The organism is Rugamonas sp. GW822-FHT03B10, assembly GCF_058801745.1.
This window is the reverse complement of sequence record NZ_JBXANP010000009.1, coordinates 60,299-78,683: the sequence shown is the minus strand read 5'-3', so window position 1 is coordinate 78,683 and position 18,385 is coordinate 60,299. Positions and strand designations below refer to the sequence as shown.

Annotated in this window: 15 protein-coding genes and 1 tRNA gene; 15 read left to right on the top strand and 1 reads right to left on the bottom strand. The window is 65.8% G+C overall.

What is annotated here, in order from left to right:
• The first annotated feature begins 18 nt into the window (after positions 1 to 18).
• The 13 genes from hisS to AC1RQG_RS16090 all read left to right on the top strand — a co-directional run bounded on the left by hisS (position 19) and on the right by AC1RQG_RS16090 (position 14,684).
• A complete protein-coding gene (gene hisS / locus AC1RQG_RS16150; protein ID WP_493133033.1) occupies positions 19 to 1,368 on the top strand; it encodes a histidine--tRNA ligase in 1,350 nt (449 codons plus the stop codon).
• 53 nt (positions 1,369 to 1,421) lie between these two features.
• On the top strand, positions 1,422 to 2,075 hold the full coding sequence (locus AC1RQG_RS16145; RefSeq protein WP_493133032.1) for a YfgM family protein: 654 nt from the start codon (positions 1,422 to 1,424) through the stop codon (positions 2,073 to 2,075).
• A 72-nt stretch (positions 2,076 to 2,147) separates the two neighbouring features.
• Positions 2,148 to 3,284, top strand: a complete 1,137-nt coding sequence (gene bamB / locus AC1RQG_RS16140) for an outer membrane protein assembly factor BamB (protein WP_493133031.1) — start codon at positions 2,148 to 2,150, stop codon at positions 3,282 to 3,284.
• 4 nt (positions 3,285 to 3,288) lie between these two features.
• Positions 3,289 to 4,632: a ribosome biogenesis GTPase Der gene (gene der, locus AC1RQG_RS16135; RefSeq protein ID WP_493133030.1), complete on the top strand. Its 1,344-nt coding sequence runs from the start codon at positions 3,289 to 3,291 to the stop codon at positions 4,630 to 4,632.
• A 185-nt stretch (positions 4,633 to 4,817) separates the two neighbouring features.
• Positions 4,818 to 5,054, top strand: coding sequence for an RNA chaperone Hfq (gene hfq, locus AC1RQG_RS16130; RefSeq protein ID WP_182155148.1), 237 nt, complete (start codon positions 4,818 to 4,820; stop codon positions 5,052 to 5,054).
• Positions 5,055 to 5,096: 42 nt separating this feature from the next.
• Entirely contained in the window at positions 5,097 to 6,329 is a 1,233-nt protein-coding gene (gene hflX / locus AC1RQG_RS16125; protein WP_493133029.1) for a GTPase HflX, read from the top strand.
• Between the two features lie 2 nt (positions 6,330 to 6,331).
• On the top strand, positions 6,332 to 7,642 hold the full coding sequence (hflK, locus tag AC1RQG_RS16120) for an FtsH protease activity modulator HflK (protein ID WP_493133028.1): 1,311 nt from the start codon (positions 6,332 to 6,334) through the stop codon (positions 7,640 to 7,642).
• On the top strand, positions 7,642 to 8,538 hold the full coding sequence (gene hflC, locus AC1RQG_RS16115; protein WP_493133027.1) for a protease modulator HflC: 897 nt from the start codon (positions 7,642 to 7,644) through the stop codon (positions 8,536 to 8,538). The genes hflK and hflC overlap by 1 nt, the downstream gene beginning before the upstream one ends.
• 179 nt (positions 8,539 to 8,717) lie before the next feature.
• Positions 8,718 to 9,878 (top strand): ATP phosphoribosyltransferase regulatory subunit, encoded by a 1,161-nt coding sequence (locus tag AC1RQG_RS16110; protein WP_493133026.1) that lies wholly within the window; start codon positions 8,718 to 8,720, stop codon positions 9,876 to 9,878.
• Between the two features lie 5 nt (positions 9,879 to 9,883).
• Positions 9,884 to 11,197 carry an adenylosuccinate synthase gene (locus AC1RQG_RS16105; RefSeq protein WP_182166108.1) on the top strand — a complete coding sequence of 438 codons (1,314 nt, stop codon included), beginning with the start codon at positions 9,884 to 9,886 and terminating at the stop codon, positions 11,195 to 11,197.
• A 29-nt stretch (positions 11,198 to 11,226) separates the two neighbouring features.
• A complete protein-coding gene (locus AC1RQG_RS16100) occupies positions 11,227 to 11,772 on the top strand; it encodes a phosphoribosyltransferase (protein WP_493133025.1) in 546 nt (181 codons plus the stop codon).
• A gap of 187 nt (positions 11,773 to 11,959) precedes the next feature.
• Positions 11,960 to 14,014: a TonB-dependent receptor plug domain-containing protein gene (locus AC1RQG_RS16095; RefSeq protein ID WP_493133024.1), complete on the top strand. Its 2,055-nt coding sequence runs from the start codon at positions 11,960 to 11,962 to the stop codon at positions 14,012 to 14,014.
• A gap of 73 nt (positions 14,015 to 14,087) precedes the next feature.
• Positions 14,088 to 14,684 carry a MarC family protein gene (locus tag AC1RQG_RS16090; protein ID WP_493133023.1) on the top strand — a complete coding sequence of 199 codons (597 nt, stop codon included), beginning with the start codon at positions 14,088 to 14,090 and terminating at the stop codon, positions 14,682 to 14,684.
• Positions 14,685 to 14,751: 67 nt separating this feature from the next.
• Here AC1RQG_RS16090 and uvrB read toward each other — a convergent pair whose 3' ends face one another.
• Complete coding sequence (gene uvrB / locus AC1RQG_RS16085; protein ID WP_493133022.1) at positions 14,752 to 16,839, bottom strand: excinuclease ABC subunit UvrB; 2,088 nt, start codon at positions 16,837 to 16,839, stop codon at positions 14,752 to 14,754.
• A 114-nt stretch (positions 16,840 to 16,953) separates the two neighbouring features.
• Here uvrB and AC1RQG_RS16080 point away from each other — a divergent pair, with 114 nt between their 5' ends.
• Both AC1RQG_RS16080 and AC1RQG_RS16075 read left to right on the top strand, forming a co-directional pair.
• The gene (locus AC1RQG_RS16080) at positions 16,954 to 18,162 is read left to right on the top strand and encodes an amino acid aminotransferase (protein WP_493133021.1); all 1,209 of its coding nucleotides are present in this window, start codon (positions 16,954 to 16,956) and stop codon (positions 18,160 to 18,162) included.
• A 121-nt stretch (positions 18,163 to 18,283) separates the two neighbouring features.
• Positions 18,284 to 18,359: transfer RNA gene (locus AC1RQG_RS16075), tRNA-Asn, on the top strand.
• Positions 18,360 to 18,385 lie beyond the last annotated feature (26 nt).

The window sequence follows — 18,385 nt, the reverse complement described above, 5'->3', positions numbered from 1 at the left end:
AGCTAGAAGAAGATCGCAATGTCCGAAAACAAAAAAGCTGAAAAAATCGTCGCCGTCAAAGGCATGAACGACATCCTGCCGGCCGACGCCCACCTGTGGGAACTGTTCCAGAACACCGCGCAGTCGGTGGTGCAGAGCTATGGCTTCCAGCAGATCCGCACCCCCATCCTGGAGAACACGGGCCTGTTCGCGCGCGCCATCGGCGCCGTGACCGACATCGTGGAAAAGGAGATGTACTCGTTCACCGATTCCATGAACGGCGACCAGCTCACGCTGCGCCCGGAAGGCACGGCCGGCGTGGTGCGCGCCGTGATCGAGCATAACCTCGTCTACGAAGGCCCCAAGCGCCTGTGGTACACGGGCCCCATGTTCCGCCACGAGCGTCCGCAGCGCGGCCGCTACCGCCAGTTCTACCAGTTCGGCTGCGAGGCCGTGGGCTTCAACGGCCCGGACATCGACGCCGAGCTGATCATGCTGTGCCGCCGCCTGTGGGACGACCTGGGGCTGCAGAACATCCGCCTGGAACTGAACTCGATCGGCGACGCCGAGGAGCGCGCGCGCCACCGCGTGGACCTGATCGCCTACCTGGAGTCGCACGAGGCGCTGCTGGACGCCGAGGCCAAGCGCCGCCTGCACAGCAACCCGCTGCGCATCCTCGACACCAAAAATCCCGCCATGCAGGAGATGGTCAACAACGCGCCCAAGCTGCTCGACTACCTGGGCGAGGAATCGCTGGCCCACTTCAACGGCGTGCGCAAGATCCTCGACCACAACAACATCCCGTACACCATCAACACCCGCCTGGTGCGCGGCCTCGATTACTACAACCGCACCGTGTTCGAGTGGGTGACGGACCAACTGGGTTCGCAGGGCACCGTGTGCGCGGGCGGCCGTTACGATCCGCTGATCGCCAGCTTCGGCGGCAAGCCGACGCCGGCCGTCGGTTTCGCCATGGGCATCGAACGCCTGCTGGAACTGATGAAGGAAGAGGGCGAGCCGGAACAGCCGAACCAGTGCGACGTGTACCTGGTGCACCAGGGCGAGGCGGCGCAGCTGCAGGCGTTCGTGCTGGGCGAGCGTATCCGCGACGCCGGCCTGGACGTGGTCATGCACGCCTCCACGGCCGCCGGCGCCGGCAGTTTCAAGTCGCAGATGAAGAAGGCCGACGGCAGCGGCGCCGCCTTCGCCGTCATCATCGGCGAGGACGAAGTGGCCAACCACACGGCCAGCGTCAAGGCCATGCGCGCGGCCGAGGGCGAGCAGCAGCAATCGACCGTGCCGTTCGATGAGGTGGTGGACTTCCTGGTCGAGCAGATCACCAGCGACGGCGGCCACTATCACGTGCACGACGAGAACTGCAATCACTGAGCTGTATTGAACGGTACCGATTAACCTTTACAACCCCAACCTGACTTAAATTCATGGCATACGATCTCGAAGAACAAGAACAACTTGCTTCCCTCAAAGCGTGGTGGAATCAGTATGGCAACCTGACCTCGTGGGTGCTGATCGCGGGCCTGGCCGCCTACTCGGGCTGGACCGGCTGGAACTACTACCAGCGCAGCCAGGCGGCCCAGGCGTCGGCCCTGTACGACGAGCTGCAGCACGCCGTCGATGCCAAGGACGCGGCCAAGGTGCTGCGCGCCGCCGGCGACATGGAAAGCCGCTTCGCCGGCACCGCCTACGCGCCCATGGGTGCGCTGCTGGCCGCCAAGAGCGCGTTCGACGCCAATGATCTGAAGTCGGCCAAGGCCCAGCTGCAATGGGCGTCCGAGCACGGCGACGATGAAACCAAGTCGGTGGCCAAGCTGCGCCTGGCCGGCGTGCTGCTGGACGAGAAGGGTTACGACGAGGCGCTCAAGGTGCTCGCCACCGTCACCGCGCCGCAGTTCGCCGGCGCCGTCGCCGACCGCAAGGGCGACGTGCTGGCCGCGCAGAACAAGCTGGCCGAGGCCCGCGCCGCCTACCAGGCCGCGCTGGATGCGACCGACAAGAAGAACCCCGGCCGCCAGCTGATCGAGCTGAAGTTCGAAGCCATCGGCGGCGCCGTGCCCGCGGCCAAGGACGCGGCGTAAGCATCTTCGCGGGGACGCGCGCGACAGGCGCGCCGTCCCTCATGCCTTACCTGTACCAACAAGGTTAAATTTATGCGCACCACCCAAAAAGTAATCGCAGTGAGCCTGCTGGCGCTGATGTCCGGCTGCTCGCTGTTCTCGTCGAAGGAAACCAAGAACCAGCCAGCGCCGCTGGTCGAGTTCAAGGCCACCATGTCGCCGCACGCGGCGTGGAAGTACTCGCTCGGCTCGTCCGGCCAGGCCGTGTTCACGCCCGCGCTGGTGGGCAACAACGTGTACGTGGCCGACGCCGGCGGCACCGTGGCGCGGCTCGACGCGACCACCGGCAAGGAACTGTGGCGCGTCAAGGCCGGCGCCGACCTGACGGCCGGCGTGGGCAGCAACGGCGACGTGACCGTGGTGGGCGGGACCAAGGGTGTTATCCTTGCGTTCGACGCCAACGGCAAGCCGCTGTGGAAGGCGCAGGCGTCGAGCGAAGTGCTGTCCTCGCCCGTGGTGGGCACGGACGTGGTGGTGGTGCGCAGCGTCGACAACCAGATCACGGCCTATGAGGCGGCCACCGGCGTCAAGCGCTGGTCCGTGGCCCGCACCACGCCCGCGCTCACGCTGCGCAACGCGCCCGGCATGACCATCGCCGGCCCGAACGTGTATGTGGCCCAGCCGGGCGGCAAGCTGCTGGCGCTGGCCCTGGCCGGCGGCCTGCCGCGCTTCGAGGTGGTGGTGGGCGAGCCGCGCGGGGCGACGGAACTGGAGCGCGTGACCGACATCGCCGGCGCGCCCGTGGTGTACGACAAGGACGTGTGCGCCGTGTCCTACCAGGGCCGGGTGGCCTGCTTCGACCTGGCCACCGGCGTGCCGCACTGGGCCAAGCCGGCGTCCTCGGACGTCGGGGTGGCCGTCGACCAGCGCTTCGTGTTCGTCGCCGACGACCAGGGCGCGCTGGCCGCGTACAGCCGCGAGACGGGCACCAACGCCTGGAAAACGGACAAGCTGGCCTACCGCCGCCTGTCCACGCCTGTGTCGTACGGCCGCGCTGTCGCGGTCGGCGACTTGCAGGGTTACATCCACTTCCTGTCGCGGGAAGATGGCGCTTTAATAGGTCGCGTCGCTACCGACGGCAGCCCGATACAATCGGCGGCGGTGGTGGCGGGCGCGAATTTGATTTTTCAAACCCAATCAGGGACAGTGACCGCCATCGCGGTCGAGTAATACAATGAAGCCGGTAATCGCACTAGTGGGTCGACCCAATGTTGGGAAATCGACCTTATTCAATCGTCTGACCCGCTCGCGCGATGCGCTGGTGGCGGACTTGCCTGGGTTGACGCGCGATCGTCACTATGGCGAGGGCCGTGTCGGCGAACGTCCCTTCCTCGTGATCGACACGGGCGGTTTCGAACCCGTCGCCAAGGAAGGCATCATGCACCAGATGGCCCTGCAGACCAAGCAGGCCGTGGCCGAGGCCGACGTCGTCGTGTTCCTGGTCGACGGCCGCCAGGGCCTGACGCCGCACGACAAGACCATCACCGACTTCCTGCGCAAGAGCGGCCGTCCGGTGCTGCTGGTGGTGAACAAGTCCGAGGGCATGCGCTACACGGCCGTGGTGTCGGACTTCTACGAACTGGGCCTGGGCGATCCGTACGCCATCTCGTCGGCCCACGGCGACGGCGTGGCCGACCTGGTGGAGGAGGCGCTCAACCTGGCCTTCGCCCAGCGCCCCGAGGAGCCCGAGGAGCTGGAGCCGTCCGACCACGGCATCAAGATCGCCATCGTCGGCCGCCCCAACGTGGGCAAGTCGACCCTGATCAACACCCTGGTGGGCGAACAGCGCGTGATCGCGTTCGACATGCCGGGCACCACCCGCGATTCGATCGAGATCCCGTTCGAGCGCGACGGCAAGCTGTACACGCTGATCGACACGGCCGGCATCCGCCGCCGCGGCAAGGTGTTCGAGGCGATCGAGAAATTCTCGGTGGTCAAGACGCTGCAATCGATCTCGGAGGCCAACGTGGTGGTGCTGCTGCTGGACGCCCAGCAGGACATTTCCGAACAGGACGCCCACATCGCCGGCTTCGTGCTTGAAACGGGCCGCGCGCTGGTGGTGGCCGTCAACAAGTGGGACGGCCTGCAGTCGGACCGCCGCGACGAGATCAAGATCGACCTCGACCGCAAGCTCGACTTCCTGTCGTTCGCCAAGACCCATTTCATCTCGGCCCTGAAGGCGACCGGCATCGGCCCGCTGATGAAGTCGATCGATTCCGCCTACGCGGCCGCCATGTGCGACCTGTCCACGCCCAAGCTGACGCGCGCGCTGATCGAGGCCGTGGAGAAGCAGGAGCCACGCCGCAAGGGTTCGATCCGACCCAAGCTGCGCTATGCGCACCAGGGCGGCATGAACCCGCCCGTGATCGTGATCCACGGCAATGCGCTGGACGCGGTGGGCGATCCGTACAAGCGTTACCTGGAAAAACATTTCCGCGACACGTTCTCGCTGGTGGGCACGCCGCTGCGCATTGAATTGCGCACTGGCAAGAATCCATTTGCCAAAACGCAGAAATAAGCACAGAAATTAGGGCGAAACGCGCTGGCGCGGCCTGCAGAAAGTGCGAAAACAGGTTACAGTAGCTTCATGGCATGATTCCCCTGCGGGGGAGTGAAGCTTGCACCCTGTTTTTATATTGAGCCGCACTTGAAAACCAGCGTGCCGCCTCCAATTCAAACACTACAACATTAATCGGAGCTGTTATGAGCAACAAAGGGCAACTGTTACAAGACCCATTCCTCAACGCCTTGCGCAAAGAGCACGTGCCTGTCTCGATCTACCTGGTCAACGGCATCAAGCTGCAGGGTCACATCGAATCGTTCGACCAGTACGTGGTGCTGCTGCGTAACACCGTGACCCAGATGGTGTACAAGCACGCCATTTCGACCGTGGTGCCGGCCCGCGCCGTCAATCTGAACATTGAAGCCGACGCGGAATAAGCGCTTGCCACCTCGTCATCCGCTCACTCGCCCGACCGCCGTATGCGCGCCGCTTTAGTCGGTATCGACTTCGGTCAGGGCGACTTCGCCGCCAGCATCGAGGAACTGCAACTGCTGGCCCGGTCGGCCGGGGCGGAACCCGTCACGACCATCACGGCCAAGCGCTCCAGTCCCGACGCGGCCTATTTCGTCGGCAGCGGCAAGGCCGACGAGATCGGCCTGGCCGTGCTCGATCACCAGATCGAGATCGTCATCTTCAACCACGCGCTGTCGCCGGCCCAGCAACGCAACCTGGAGAAGCGCCTGAACGTGCGGGTGCTCGACCGCACCAGCCTGATCCTCGACATCTTCGCCCAGCGCGCCAAGAGCCACGAGGGCAAGCTGCAGGTGGAGCTGGCCCAGCTGCAGCACCTGGCCACGCGCCTGATCCGCGGCTGGACCCACCTGGAACGGCAAAAGGGCGGTATCGGCCTGCGCGGCCCCGGTGAGACCCAGCTCGAGACGGACCGCCGCCTGATCGGCGAGCGCGTGAAAGCGCTGCGGGCCCGGCTCGACAAGCTGCGCAAGCAGCACGATACCCAGCGCCGCGCGCGCGGGCGTACCCAGACCTTCTCCATCTCGCTGGTGGGCTACACCAACGCCGGCAAATCGACCCTGTTCAACGCCGTCACCAAGGCCGGCGTGTACGTGGCCAACCAGTTGTTCGCCACGTTGGACACGACCTCGCGCCGTGTCTACCTGGGCGAGGACGTGGGCCAGGTCGTGATCTCCGACACGGTCGGCTTCGTGCGCGAACTGCCGCACCAGCTGGTGGCGGCGTTCCGCGCCACGCTGGAGGAGACCATCCACGCCGATCTGCTGCTGCACGTGGTGGACGCCTCGTCGCCGGTGCGCATGGAGCAGATCGAGCAGGTGAACCTGGTGCTCAAGGAGATCGGCGCCGATCATATTCCGCAGATCCTTGTCTGGAACAAGATCGACGCGGCGGGGCTGGAGCCGTCCGTCGAGCGTGATGAATATGATAAAATTTCCCGCGTTTTCATCAGCGCCCGCACCGGCGCCGGCCTCGATCTGCTGCGCGCGGCGATCGTCGAATGGGCCAAGGCCGCGCCGGGCGCGCGTCCGCCGCGCCCGCGCTATGAGGGCGAACTGGCCGACGCCGGCGACGATGACGGCGACGACGGGCATGAACCGGATCTGCAGGACGACGACACCCTGGCCCCCGACGAGGGCGCGCCAGGCAAAACAACCATCACTCATGTCGGATCACATTAAGTATGCGTGTCTCCACTCTCATGCAACGACTGGGCCTGAAACTCTCGCTCAACGATCCCCGCTGGGGCGCTGACAAGAAGGACGGCAACCGCCACGCCCAGGAGGGCAACAAGCCCGGCGACGGACCGCCCGACCTCGATCAGCTGTGGCGCGATTTCAACCAGCGCCTGAACGCCTTCTTCGGCCAGAAGAAGGGTCCCGACGGCGGCGGCACGCCGTCCGGCCCCCGTCCCGACATGAAGGGCGCGGGCATCACGGCCGGCGCCGTGGGCGCCGTGCTGGCGCTGGTCTGGCTGGCCTCCGGCTCGTTCATCGTGCAGGAAGGCCAGACCGGGGTGGTGCTCACGTTCGGCAAATTCAGCCACACCACGCCGGCCGGCTTCAACTGGCGCTGGCCGTACCCGTTCCAGAGCGACGAGACGGTCAAGGTGTCGCAGGTGCGCACGGTGGAAGTGGGCTACCGTGGCAACGTCAAGAACAAGCAGTCGCGCGAGGCGCTGATGCTGACCGACGACGAGAACATCATCGACATCCAGTTCGCCGTGCAGTACACGCTGAAGGATCCGGTGGCCTGGCAGTTCAACAACGCCGACCCCGAGGACACCGTGCGCCAGGTGGCCGAGACGGCCATCCGCGAAGTGGTCGGCAAGAGCAAGATGGACTTCGTGCTGTACGAGGGCCGCGAGAAGGTGGCCTTCGAGACCCAGCAGCTGATGCAGCACATCCTGGACCGCTACGCCACCGGCGCCCAGATCACCAACGTCACCATGCAGGGCGTGCAACCGCCCGAGCAGGTGCAGAGCGCGTTCGACGACGCCGTCAAGGCCGGCCAGGACCGCGAGCGCCAGAAGAACGAAGGCCAGGCCTACGCCAACGACGTGGTGCCCAAGGCGCGCGGCGCGGCGTTCCGCCTGGTGCAGGAGGCCGAGGCCTACCGTGCCACCGTCAGCGAGAACGCGGCCGGCAACGCGGCCCGCTTCAAGCAGGTGCTGGCCGAGTACCAGAAGGCGCCGGCCGTCACGCGCGACCGCATGTACCTGGAGACCATGCAGCAGATCTTCTCCAGCGCCAGCAAGGTGATGGTGGACGCCAAGTCCGGCAGCAACCTGCTGTACCTGCCGCTCGACAAACTGATCGCCCAGGCGGCTGCCACCGACGCGGCCGCCGCAGCGGCCAAGGCGGCCGCCGCCACGGCGGCGCCGGCGCCTGCACCGGCGGCGTCCACGCCGTCCGACATGATGCCGACGGTGGAGATGAGCCGTCAGCGCGACAGCCGTTCGCGCGATTCGTCACGTGAACGGGAGGGCCGCTAATGAATCGTATCGTTACCATCGTAGTGGGCGGATTCATCGCCCTGATGCTGCTGTCGTCCACCATGTTCGTGGTCGACCAGCGCCGTTACGCCATCGTGTTCGCGCTCGGCGAAGTGAAGGAGGTGATCCGCACCCCGGGCCTGCACTTCAAACTGCCGCCGCCGTTCCAGAACGTGCTGTACCTCGATAACCGCATCATGACCATCGAGTCGCCCGACGCCGAGCGCTTCATCACGGCCGAGAAGATGAACATCCTGGTCGACACCTTCGTCAAGTGGCGCATCGGCCGTGGCGAGGACCAGCCCAAGAAGTACTTCGTCAGCTTCGGCGGCGACGAGAACCGCGCGCGCGACCGCATGTCGCAGATCGTCAAGGCGGCGCTGAACGAGGAGATCACCAAGCACACCGTGCGCGAAGTGATCTCCGGCCAGCGCGGCCAGGTGATGGAAGCCATCCGTGGCAAGGTGGTGACGGAGGCGTCCCAGATCGGCGTCGAGATCATCGACGTGCGCCTGAAGCGGGTCGACTACGTGGAGCAGATCAACAACTCCGTGTACGACCGCATGAAGGCCGAGCGCGTGCGCGTGGCCAACGAACTGCGCTCGACCGGCTCGGCCGACTCGGAGAAGATCCGCGCCGACGCCGACAAGCAGCGCACCGTGATCCTGGCCGAAGCCTACCGCCAGGCCGAGACCATCCGTGGTGAAGGCGACGCCAAGGCGTCGCAGATCTACGCCGAGGCGTTCGGCAAGAACCCCGAGTTCTACAAGTTCTACCGCAGCCTGGAAGCGTATCGCGCCACCTTCAAGAACCACGGCGACGTGATGGTGATCGATTCCAATTCCGACTTCTTCAAGTATTTCAAAGGCGCGGGCGCCGCGGCCGGCAAGAAGTAAGGCGGTGACGGGGCCGGCGCGGCGCACAGCCGGCCGGCCCCGTTTTCCCCGTCCGCCGCGTGATTTTCCTCCTTCCCCGGCGCATTTTCGCGTAAAATATCAGGTTCGGCTCTGCGCTTGATGGCTGCGCGATTGCGCCACGTTGTTCAAATTTCACTAACTTCCGACTCCAGTTTCCCATGCCGAATTGGCTTCTGCCCGAGAATATCGCCGACGTCCTGCCGTCGGAAGCACGCAAGATCGAAGAACTGCGTCGTCTGATGCTGGATAATTTCCGCCTGTACGGCTACGAGCTGGTGATGCCGCCGCTGCTCGAATACGTCGAGTCGCTGCTCACCGGCGCCGGGCAGGACACCGACCAGCGCACCTTCAAACTGGTCGATCCGGCCTCGGGCCGCATGCTGGGCCTGCGCGCCGACATGACGACCCAGGTGGCCCGCATCGACGCCCACCTGCTCAACCGCGCCTCCGTCACCCGCCTGTGCTACGCCGGCAGCGTGCTGCACACCCGTCCCTCGGGCCTGCACGCCACCCGCGAACCGCTGCAGATCGGCGCCGAGATCTACGGCCACGCCGGCCTGGAGGCGGACGCCGAGATCCAGGAACTGGCGCTGGCCTCGCTGGCCCTGGCCGGCTTCAACGACGTGCGGCTGGACCTGTCCCACGTGGGCGTGCTGCGTTCGCTGATCGCCGGCGACCCGGCCGCCGTGCGCGACGAGGCGGCCCTGTACCTGCTGCTGCGCGCCAAGGACATTCCCGGCCTGCGCGACCTGACGGCCGACTACTCGCCGATGGTGCGCGACGCGCTGCTGGCGCTGCCCAACCTGTACGGCGACGTGGAAGTGCTCAAGAAGGCGCGCGATGTGCTGCCCGACCTGCCCGGTATCGCCAAGGCGCTGGCGGAACTGGCCGCGCTGGCCGGTTCGGCCATCGGCCGCGCCGAGGTGGCGATCGACCTGGCCGACCTGCGCGGCTACCAGTACGAGAGCGGCGCCATGTTCGCGCTGTACGTGCCGGGCCTGCCCAACGCCGTGGCCCGTGGCGGCCGTTACGACCACGTGGGCGAGGCCTTCGGCCGCGCCCGTCCGGCCACCGGCTTCTCGCTCGACCTGCGCGAACTGGCGCGGTTGCTGCCGACGGCCGAACGCAAGCATTCGATCCGCGCGCCGTGGGGTAACGCGCCGGAGCTGAAAGAGAAAATCGCCGAGCTGCGCAAGTCCGGCGAAGTGGTGATCCAGTCCATGCCGGGTCACAGCAATGAACAGGACGAGTTCGAGTGCGACCGCGCGCTGGTGCTCGACGATGATGGTAGTAACTGGATTCTTAAAAACTTAGGTTAAGTGTGATGTCAAAGAAAAATATGGCAAAGAACGTCGTTGTCATCGGCACCCAGTGGGGCGATGAAGGTAAGGGCAAGATCGTTGACTGGTTGACCGATCATGCACAAGGTGTGGTGCGTTTCCAGGGCGGCCACAACGCCGGCCATACGCTGGTCATCGGCGGCGTGAAGACGGCGCTGCAGCTGATCCCGTCGGGCATCATGCGCCCCGGCGTGGCCTGCTACATCGGTAACGGTGTGGTGGTGTCGGTGCCGGACGTGCTGCGCGAGATCGACAAGCTGGAAGCGGTCGGCGTGGAAGTGGCGTCGCGCCTGAAGGTGTCGGACGCCGCCCCCGTGATCCTGCCTTACCACGCAGCGCTGGACGCGGCCCGTGAAGCGGCCCGTGGCGCCGCCAAGATCGGCACCACCGGCAAGGGCATCGGCCCGGCCTACGAAGACAAGGTGGCGCGCCGCGCCATCCGCATCGCCGACCTGCTGAGCGAAAAGCGCCTGTCGGAGAAGCTGGCCGAGAACCTCGACTACCATAACTTCGTGCTGGAAAACTATCTGAAGGCGCCGAAGATCGACTACCAGAAGACCCTGGACGACGCGCTGGCCTACGTGCCGCGCCTGCGCCCGATGGTGACCGACGTCTCGAGCGCGCTGTACAAAGCACACAAGGCCGGCGCCAACCTGCTGTTCGAAGGCGCCCAAGGTTCGCTGCTGGACGTGGACCACGGCACCTATCCGTTCGTCACCTCGTCCAACTGCGTGGCCGGCAACGCCGCCGCCGGTTCGGGCGTGGGGCCGGGCATGCTGCACTACATCATGGGCATCACCAAGGCCTACACGACGCGCGTCGGCTCCGGCCCGTTCCCGTCGGAACTGCCGACCGACGCCGGCGTCGGCCACCACCTGGCGCAAGTGGGCCACGAGTTCGGCACCGTGACGGGCCGTGCCCGTCGCTGCGGCTGGTTCGACGCGGCCCTGCTGCGCCGTTCGGTGCAGATCAACGGCGTGACCGGCATGTGCCTGACCAAGCTGGACGTGCTCGACGGCCTGGAGTCGCTCAAGCTGTGCACCGGCTACACGGTGGACGGCCAGCCGGTCGACATCTTCCCGTCCGGCGCGGAAGAGGCGGCGCGTTGCGTGCCCGTCTACGAGGAAATGCCGGGTTGGAAGGAAAGCACGGTGGGCGCCAAGTCGCTGGCCGCGCTGCCGGCCGCCGCCCGCAACTACATCAAACGGATCGAAGAGTTGGTCGGCGTGCCGGTTGACATGGTGTCGACCGGCCCCGATCGCGAAGAGACGATCGTGCTGCGTCACCCGTTCGAGTAATTCAAGCAACACACTGAGGAGTTATCATCTTGACCACCCCACAATCGAACGACAAGCATCTCTGGGTGTCCTGGGATGAGTACCATCGCCTGATCGAGCGCCTGGCGCTGAAGGTCCATGAATCTGGCTGGAAATTCGACCAGGTGCTGTGCCTGGCGCGCGGCGGCGTGCGCCCCGGCGACATGTTCTCGCGCATCTTCGACGTGCCGCTGGCGATCCTGTCGACCAGCTCGTACCGCGCCGACAAGGGCACCGTGCAGGGCGACCTCGACATCGCCAAGTACATGACGATGACCAAGGGCCCGCTGTCGGGCAGGATCCTGCTGATCGACGACCTGGCCGATTCGGGCGTGACGCTGATGAAGGTGATCGAGCACCTGAAGAACAACTTCGACGGTGTGTCCGAAGTGCGCACGGCCGTGATCTGGACCAAGGGCAGCTCGGCCTTCAAGCCCGACTACCAGATGCAGGAACTGCCGCACAACCCGTGGATCCACCAGCCGTTCGAGGACTACGACGGCCTGCGTCCGCACCAGCTGGCGGCGTGGATCAAGAAGGGCGAGGTGGCCGCGTAAAGCGGTGCCGGTGTTTCGTCCGATCAAGAGCGGCCTGCGGGCCGCTTTTTTTACGTCCGCCATTACGCCGCCATGCAACAGTTGCAGATTGCTAGCATTAAAATATTGCCATAATAATCACTTGCTGGCATACAATGAATTCGGCAACTGTCGGGTTGTCCGTGCCACACCATGCTCTTGAACCCTCATGCGCAAGCCCCGCCTCATCGCAGCCCCGTCCGACCGCAAGGCGTCCGCCATGGTGCTGGCCGCCGGGCTGGCGCTGCATGCGGCTTGCGCGGGCGCGGCCGTGCCGCCCGGCGACCTGCGCGAGCTGTCGCTGGAGGAATTGGGCAATGTGGATGTCAGCGCCGCCTCGTTGCTGGCGGCCGGCTTGCTCGACACGGCCGCCTCCGTGAGCGCCATCACGCCCCAGCAATGGCAGCGCCACGGCGCGCGCCGCCTGCTCGACGCGCTGGAGACGCAGCCGGGCGTGCAGGTGCTGCCGCACACCAGCGGCAACCAGGTGCTGGCCATCCGCGGTTATGCGCGCAGCACGTCCTACACCGGCGTGGCCACCAGCTGGGATGGCGTGCCGCTCAATGACCTGTTCCGCTCGGGTCCCCAGTTCAACCTGCCGGCCATCAACCTCGGCGCGCTGAGCCAGATGCAGTTGATCGAAGGCCCCGGTTCGGCCCTGTACGGCAGCGACGCCTTCCACGGCCTGCTGGCCCTGCGCGGCTACGAGGCCGACCACGACCAGCGCGAGCTCAGCGCGGCGGGTGCCAGCAATGGCTACTACGAGGCGGCCCTGCGCCAGAGCACCGCCGTGGGCGACGGCGCGCGCCTGAACGTGGCGCTGGCCGCCAACGGCCAGCCGGACCAGGACCGCGTGGCCCACGCCGTCCACCCGGTCACGGGCCGGCCGCTGCAAAGCGCGCGCGAGAACAACTTCGACGCCCAGACGGCGTCGTTCAAACTGGCCGGCGAAGGGCAGGGCGGCCTGTCCTGGTTCGGCGGCCTGTACCTGCACCACTACGACGCCGACGCGTTCCAGGGCTTCGGCACGCGCCTGTCCGGCGGCAACGACCTGGGCTGGCTGGCCACCCGCTTCGCCATGACGCAGGCCGGCGTGCGGCGCGACCTTGAGCGCGGCGGCTCCGTCGAACTGAAGGGCTACTACTGGTGGGTGGACAACGACCTGGCCAGCAACCTCGGCACCGGCGCCGTGCCCATCCACCGCGACTTGTGGACGCGCCAGTACCGCGCCGGCCTGCAAGCCACGTGGCGCGACGGCCTGCCCGCCTGGCACACGGCCTGGGCCCTGTCGGCCGGGCAGGAGCGGCTCGGCGTGCGCAGCGCGCTGGCCGAGGCGGTCACGCTGGCCGGGCAGCCGCTGCCCACCACCATCAACCCGGCAGAGGGCGCGGGGCGCGGCGTGCGCAACCTGACGCTGGAACTGAACAGCAACTGGGGCGAACGCTGGGGGCTGGTGTATGGCGGCCGGCTCGATGACTATTCCGATTTCGGCCGCCATGCGTCGCCGCGGCTGGGCCTGATCTACCACCCGCTGCCCGACGCGGCGCTCAAATTCCTGTACGGCCAGGCGTTCCGCGCGCCGTCGGCGGTGGAGATGGGCGGCGCCGCAGGCAGCGTGCTCGGCAATCCCGACCTCAAGCCGGAAGTGATCGACAGCTACGAGCTGGTGGCCCAGCGCCAGACGGCGCGCTACCTGGCCCAGGCCACCGTGTTCCGTACCTTGTGGCGCGACGGCATTTCCGCCGTGCTGGCGCCGCCGGCCACGCTGACCCAGTACCGCAACGTCGGCCGCAATGACGCCTATGGCGCCACCGTCAGCATGCAAGGCCAGTGGCGGGGCTGGGGGCTGGACGCCAGCGCCTCGTACGTGCGCAGCCGCAACGCCATCACCGGCATGGACTACAACATCTTCCCCGCCACCATGGTCAACCTCGGCATCAGCCATGCGCTGTCCGACCCGGCCTGCGTGCTGACGCTGAACCAGCGCTGGCAATCGCGCACCGACGACATCCCCGCCGGCGACGGCCTACCCACGCAGACCCTGCCGCGCTACCTGCGCACCGACGTGGGCGTGGAGCGCCGCTATACGCCGCGCCTGACGGCCTACCTCCAGCTGCGCAACCTGTTCAACCGCGACAACCGGCTGCCGTCGCCACCGTCCTCCGTGGGCGGCATCCCGGACGAGCATTTCAGCCTGAACCTGCGCCTCGACTACCGCTATTGAGCGGCGGCGATTGCGCAGAAAGTTGACTCGTGGCAGCATAGAGCCGCCAACCGGCGCCCGTATGAAAGCCCCCATGACCCAGAATTTTTTCCAGACCTTTATCCTGCTGTTGCTTGTGACCGACCCGTTCGGCAATGTCCCCCTGTTCGCCGCCGCGCTCAACCCGGTGGCGCCGGCGCGCCGGCCCCGCATCGTGGTGCGCGAATGCGCGATCGCGTTCGCCGTGCTGCTGATCTTCATGTTCTTCGGCCGCCACTTCCTGTCCGCGCTGCAGCTGTCGGAAGTGTCGCTGCGGATTGGCGGCAGCGTGATCCTGCTGCTGATCGCCATCCGCATGATCTTCCCCCATCCCGATGGTGTGCTGGGCAAGACCGAAGGCGGCGAACCGTTCATCGTGCCGCTGGCCATCCCCGCGCTGGCCGGTCCGTCGGCGCTGGCCACGGTGCTGCTGTTCTCGCGCGAGAGCACGGGGGAAGTGCTGGTGCACGTGGCGGCGCTGGGCGCCGTGGGCGTGGTGTGGCTGGCCGTGTTCCTGGGCGCCGAGCGCCTGCAAAAGGCGCTCGGTTCGCAAGTGATGACGGCCTTCGAACGGTTGATGGGCCTGATCCTGACGGCCATGTCGATCGAAATGCTGCTGGGCGGCGTGCGCGAGTTCGTCAAAACCCTGTAAAAAAACCGGGGTCAGGTCATGAATTCACGCAACTTGCGTGAATTCATGACCTGACCCCGGTTTTGTTTTAGCCTGCCATGGGGTCGAGGTGGTCTTCGCCCGGGGCGCCGAACAGCTGCTGCTTGAGCACGTGCAGCTGGTCGCGCACCTGGGCCGCCTTTTCGAACTCCAGGTTCTTGGCGTGGTCGAGCATCTGCTTCTCCAGCTTCTTGATTTCCTTGCTGATCTGCTTCTCGCTCATGGCCTCGTACTTGGCCGTCTCCTGCGCCACCTGCAGTTCCTCGCGCGCCGCGTCGGGGCTGTAGACGCCGTCGATCATGTCGCGGATCGACTTGCTCACGCCGCGCGGCACGATGCCATTCGCTTCGTTGAATGCGAGCTGCTTGACGCGGCGGCGCTCCGTCTCGCCGATGGCGCGGCTCATGGAGTCCGTGATGCGGTCGGCGTACAGGATGGCCACACCATGCAGGTTGCGGGCGGCCCGGCCGATGGTCTGGATCAGCGAGCGCTCCGAACGCAGGAAGCCTTCCTTGTCGGCGTCCAGAATGGCCACCAGCGACACTTCCGGCAAGTCCAGCCCTTCGCGCAGCAGGTTGATGCCGACCAGCACGTCGAAGGTGCCGATGCGCAGGTCGCGCAGCAGTTCCACCCGCTCCACCGTTTCGATGTCGCTGTGCAGGTAGCGCACCTTGATGCCATGGTCGCCCAGGTATTCCGTCAACTGTTCGGACATGCGCTTGGTCAGCGTGGTCACCAGCACGCGCTCGTTGCGCGCCACGCGCAGCGTGATTTCCGACATCAGGTCGTCCACCTGGCTCAGCGCCGGGCGCACGATCACCTGCGGGTCGACCAGGCCGGTGGGGCGCACCACCTGTTCCACCACCTGGTCCGCGTGGCTGTTCTCGAACTCGGCCGGGGTGGCGGACACGAACACGGTCTGGCGCATCTTCTGCTGGAATTCCTCGAACTTGAGCGGCCGGTTGTCGAGCGCGGACGGCAGCCGGAAGCCGTAATCGACCAGGTTGGTCTTGCGCGAACGGTCGCCGTTGTACATGGCGCTGAGCTGGCCCACCAGCACGTGCGACTCGTCGAGGAACATCAGCGCGTCCTGCGGCAGGTAGTCGACCAGCGTGGGCGGCGGTTCGCCCGGCAGCGCGCCGCTCAGGTGGCGCGAATAGTTTTCGATGCCCTTGGTGAAGCCGATCTCGGTCATCATTTCCAGGTCGAAGCGGGTGCGCTGTTCCAGCCGCTGTTCCTCGATCAGCTTGTTCTCCTTGCGGAAGAACTCGAGCCGTTCGCGCAGCTCGTCCTTGATGGTCTCGATGGCGCGCAGCACGGTGGCGCGCGGGGTCACGTAGTGCGAGCCGGGGTAGACGGTGAAGCGCGGGATCTTCTGCTTGACGCGCCCCGTGAGCGGGTCGAACAGCTGGATCGATTCAAGCTCGTCGTCGAACAGTTCCAGCCGCACGGCCAGCTCGGCGTGCTCGGCCGGGAAGATGTCGATGGTGTCGCCGCGCACGCGGAAGGTGCCGCGGCCGAAGTCGACCTCGTTGCGCGTGTACTGCATCTGGATCAGGCGCGCGATGATGTCGCGCTGCGCCACGCGGTCGCGCGCGCGCAGCGTGAGGATCATCTGGTGGTATTCGTTGGGATTACCGATACCGTAGATGGCCGACACGGTGGCCACGATCACCACGTCGCGCCGTTCCATCAGCGACTTGGTGCACGACAGGCGCATCTGCTCGATGTGCTCGTTGATCGACGAGTCCTTCTCGATGAACAGGTCGCGCTGGGGCACGTAGGCCTCGGGCTGGTAGTAATCGTAGTAGCTGACGAAGTACTCGACCGCGTTCTCGGGGAAGAATTCGCGGAACTCCGAATACAGCTGGGCCGCCAGCGTCTTGTTGGGCGCGAACACGATGGCGGGCCGGCCCAGGCGGGCGATCACGTTGGCCATGGTGTAGGTCTTGCCCGAGCCCGTCACGCCGAGCAGGGTCTGGAAGAACAGGCCGTCGTTGATGCCTTCGCACAGCTGGTCGATGGCCGTGGGCTGGTCGCCGGCGGGCGGGAAGGGCTGGTGCAGCTTGAACGGCGAGTCCGGAAAAGTGACGATTGTTGCTGCGGAAGGGGTTTTTACGTCTGCTGTTTCAGCCATCTTTTCAGACCTTTGATAGAATAATGGCCTGCCAGCGGCCTGAAGCACTTTATTAAATTCGGAGCCGCCGGCTGACACTGCCGCGAACCGCTTCCAAACGACACCAATCTTATCATGACGACTCCTTCTGCCAGCCTCTTCAGCGCCATCGACATGGCCCCACGCGACCCTATCCTGGGCATCACCGAAGCGTTCAACGCGGACCAGAATCCCGCGAAGATCAACCTCGGTGTCGGCGTCTATTATGACGACAATGGCAAAGTGCCGCTGCTGTCGTGCGTGCAGAAGGCGGAAGCCATGCTGATCGAGCAGCCCGCTCCGCGCACCTACCTGCCGATCGAAGGTCTGGCTGCCTACGACCAGGCCGTGCAGCAACTGGTATTTGGCGCCGACAGCGCCGTGATTCAAGAGAAGCGCGCCGTCACCGTGCAAGCCATCGGCGGCACCGGCGCGCTGAAGATCGGCGCCGACTTCCTGCAGCGCTTCGCGCCGGGCGCCCAGGTCTACATCAGCGACCCGAGCTGGGAAAACCACCGCGCGCTGTTCGAAAGCGCCGGCTTCGTCGTCAACAACTACAGCTACTACGACGCCGCCACCCACGGCGTGAACTTCGCCGGCATGCTGGCCGACATCAAGGCCATGCCGCGCGGCTCGATCGTGCTGCTGCACGCCTGCTGCCACAACCCAACCGGCGCCGACCTGACCTCGGCCCAGTGGGATGAGGTGATCGCGGCCGTGACGGCCGGCGGCCTGGTGCCGTTCCTGGACATGGCTTACCAGGGCTTCGGCTCCGGTATCGCCGAAGACGGCGCCGTGGTGCGCCGCTTCGCTGCCGCCGGCGGCCCGCTGCTGATCTCGAACTCGTTCTCGAAGTCGTTCTCGCTGTACGGCGAGCGCGTCGGCGCGCTGAGCGTCGTGGCCGCGAGCGCCGAAGAGGCGGCCCGTCTGCTGTCGCAACTGAAGCGCGTGGTGCGCACCAACTACTCGAACCCGCCTGTGCACGGCGGCAAGGTGGTGGCCACCGTGCTGACCACGCCGGCCCTGCGCCAGCTGTGGGAAGAGGAACTGGCCGGCATGCGCGTGCGCATCAAGGAAATGCGCGAAGCGTTCGTCACCAAGCTGAAAGAGAAGGCCCCGGGCCACGACTTCGGCTTCGTGCGCGACCAGGTCGGCATGTTCTCGTACTCGGGCCTGACCAAGGAGCAAGTGGGCAAGCTGCGCGAACAGTCGATCTACGCCGTGGACACGGGCCGCATCTGCGTGGCGGCCCTGAACTCGCGCAACATCGACATCGTCATTGACGCGATCGCCAAAGTCCTTTAATATCTTGTTTCTCCGGATTGATCAACAGATTGGTCCGGAAGGCAGCATGAAGTACGGTAAGAAGTTGCACTATCATAAAGCTTGATGGCGTGAACGAAACAGTATAAAATGTTGCCTCTATTCCCTGATAGCTCAGTCGGTAGAGCGACGGACTGTTAATCCGCAGGTCCCTGGTTCGAGTCCAGGTCGGGGAGCCAGAATACAGCAAACAAAAAGCCCAGCC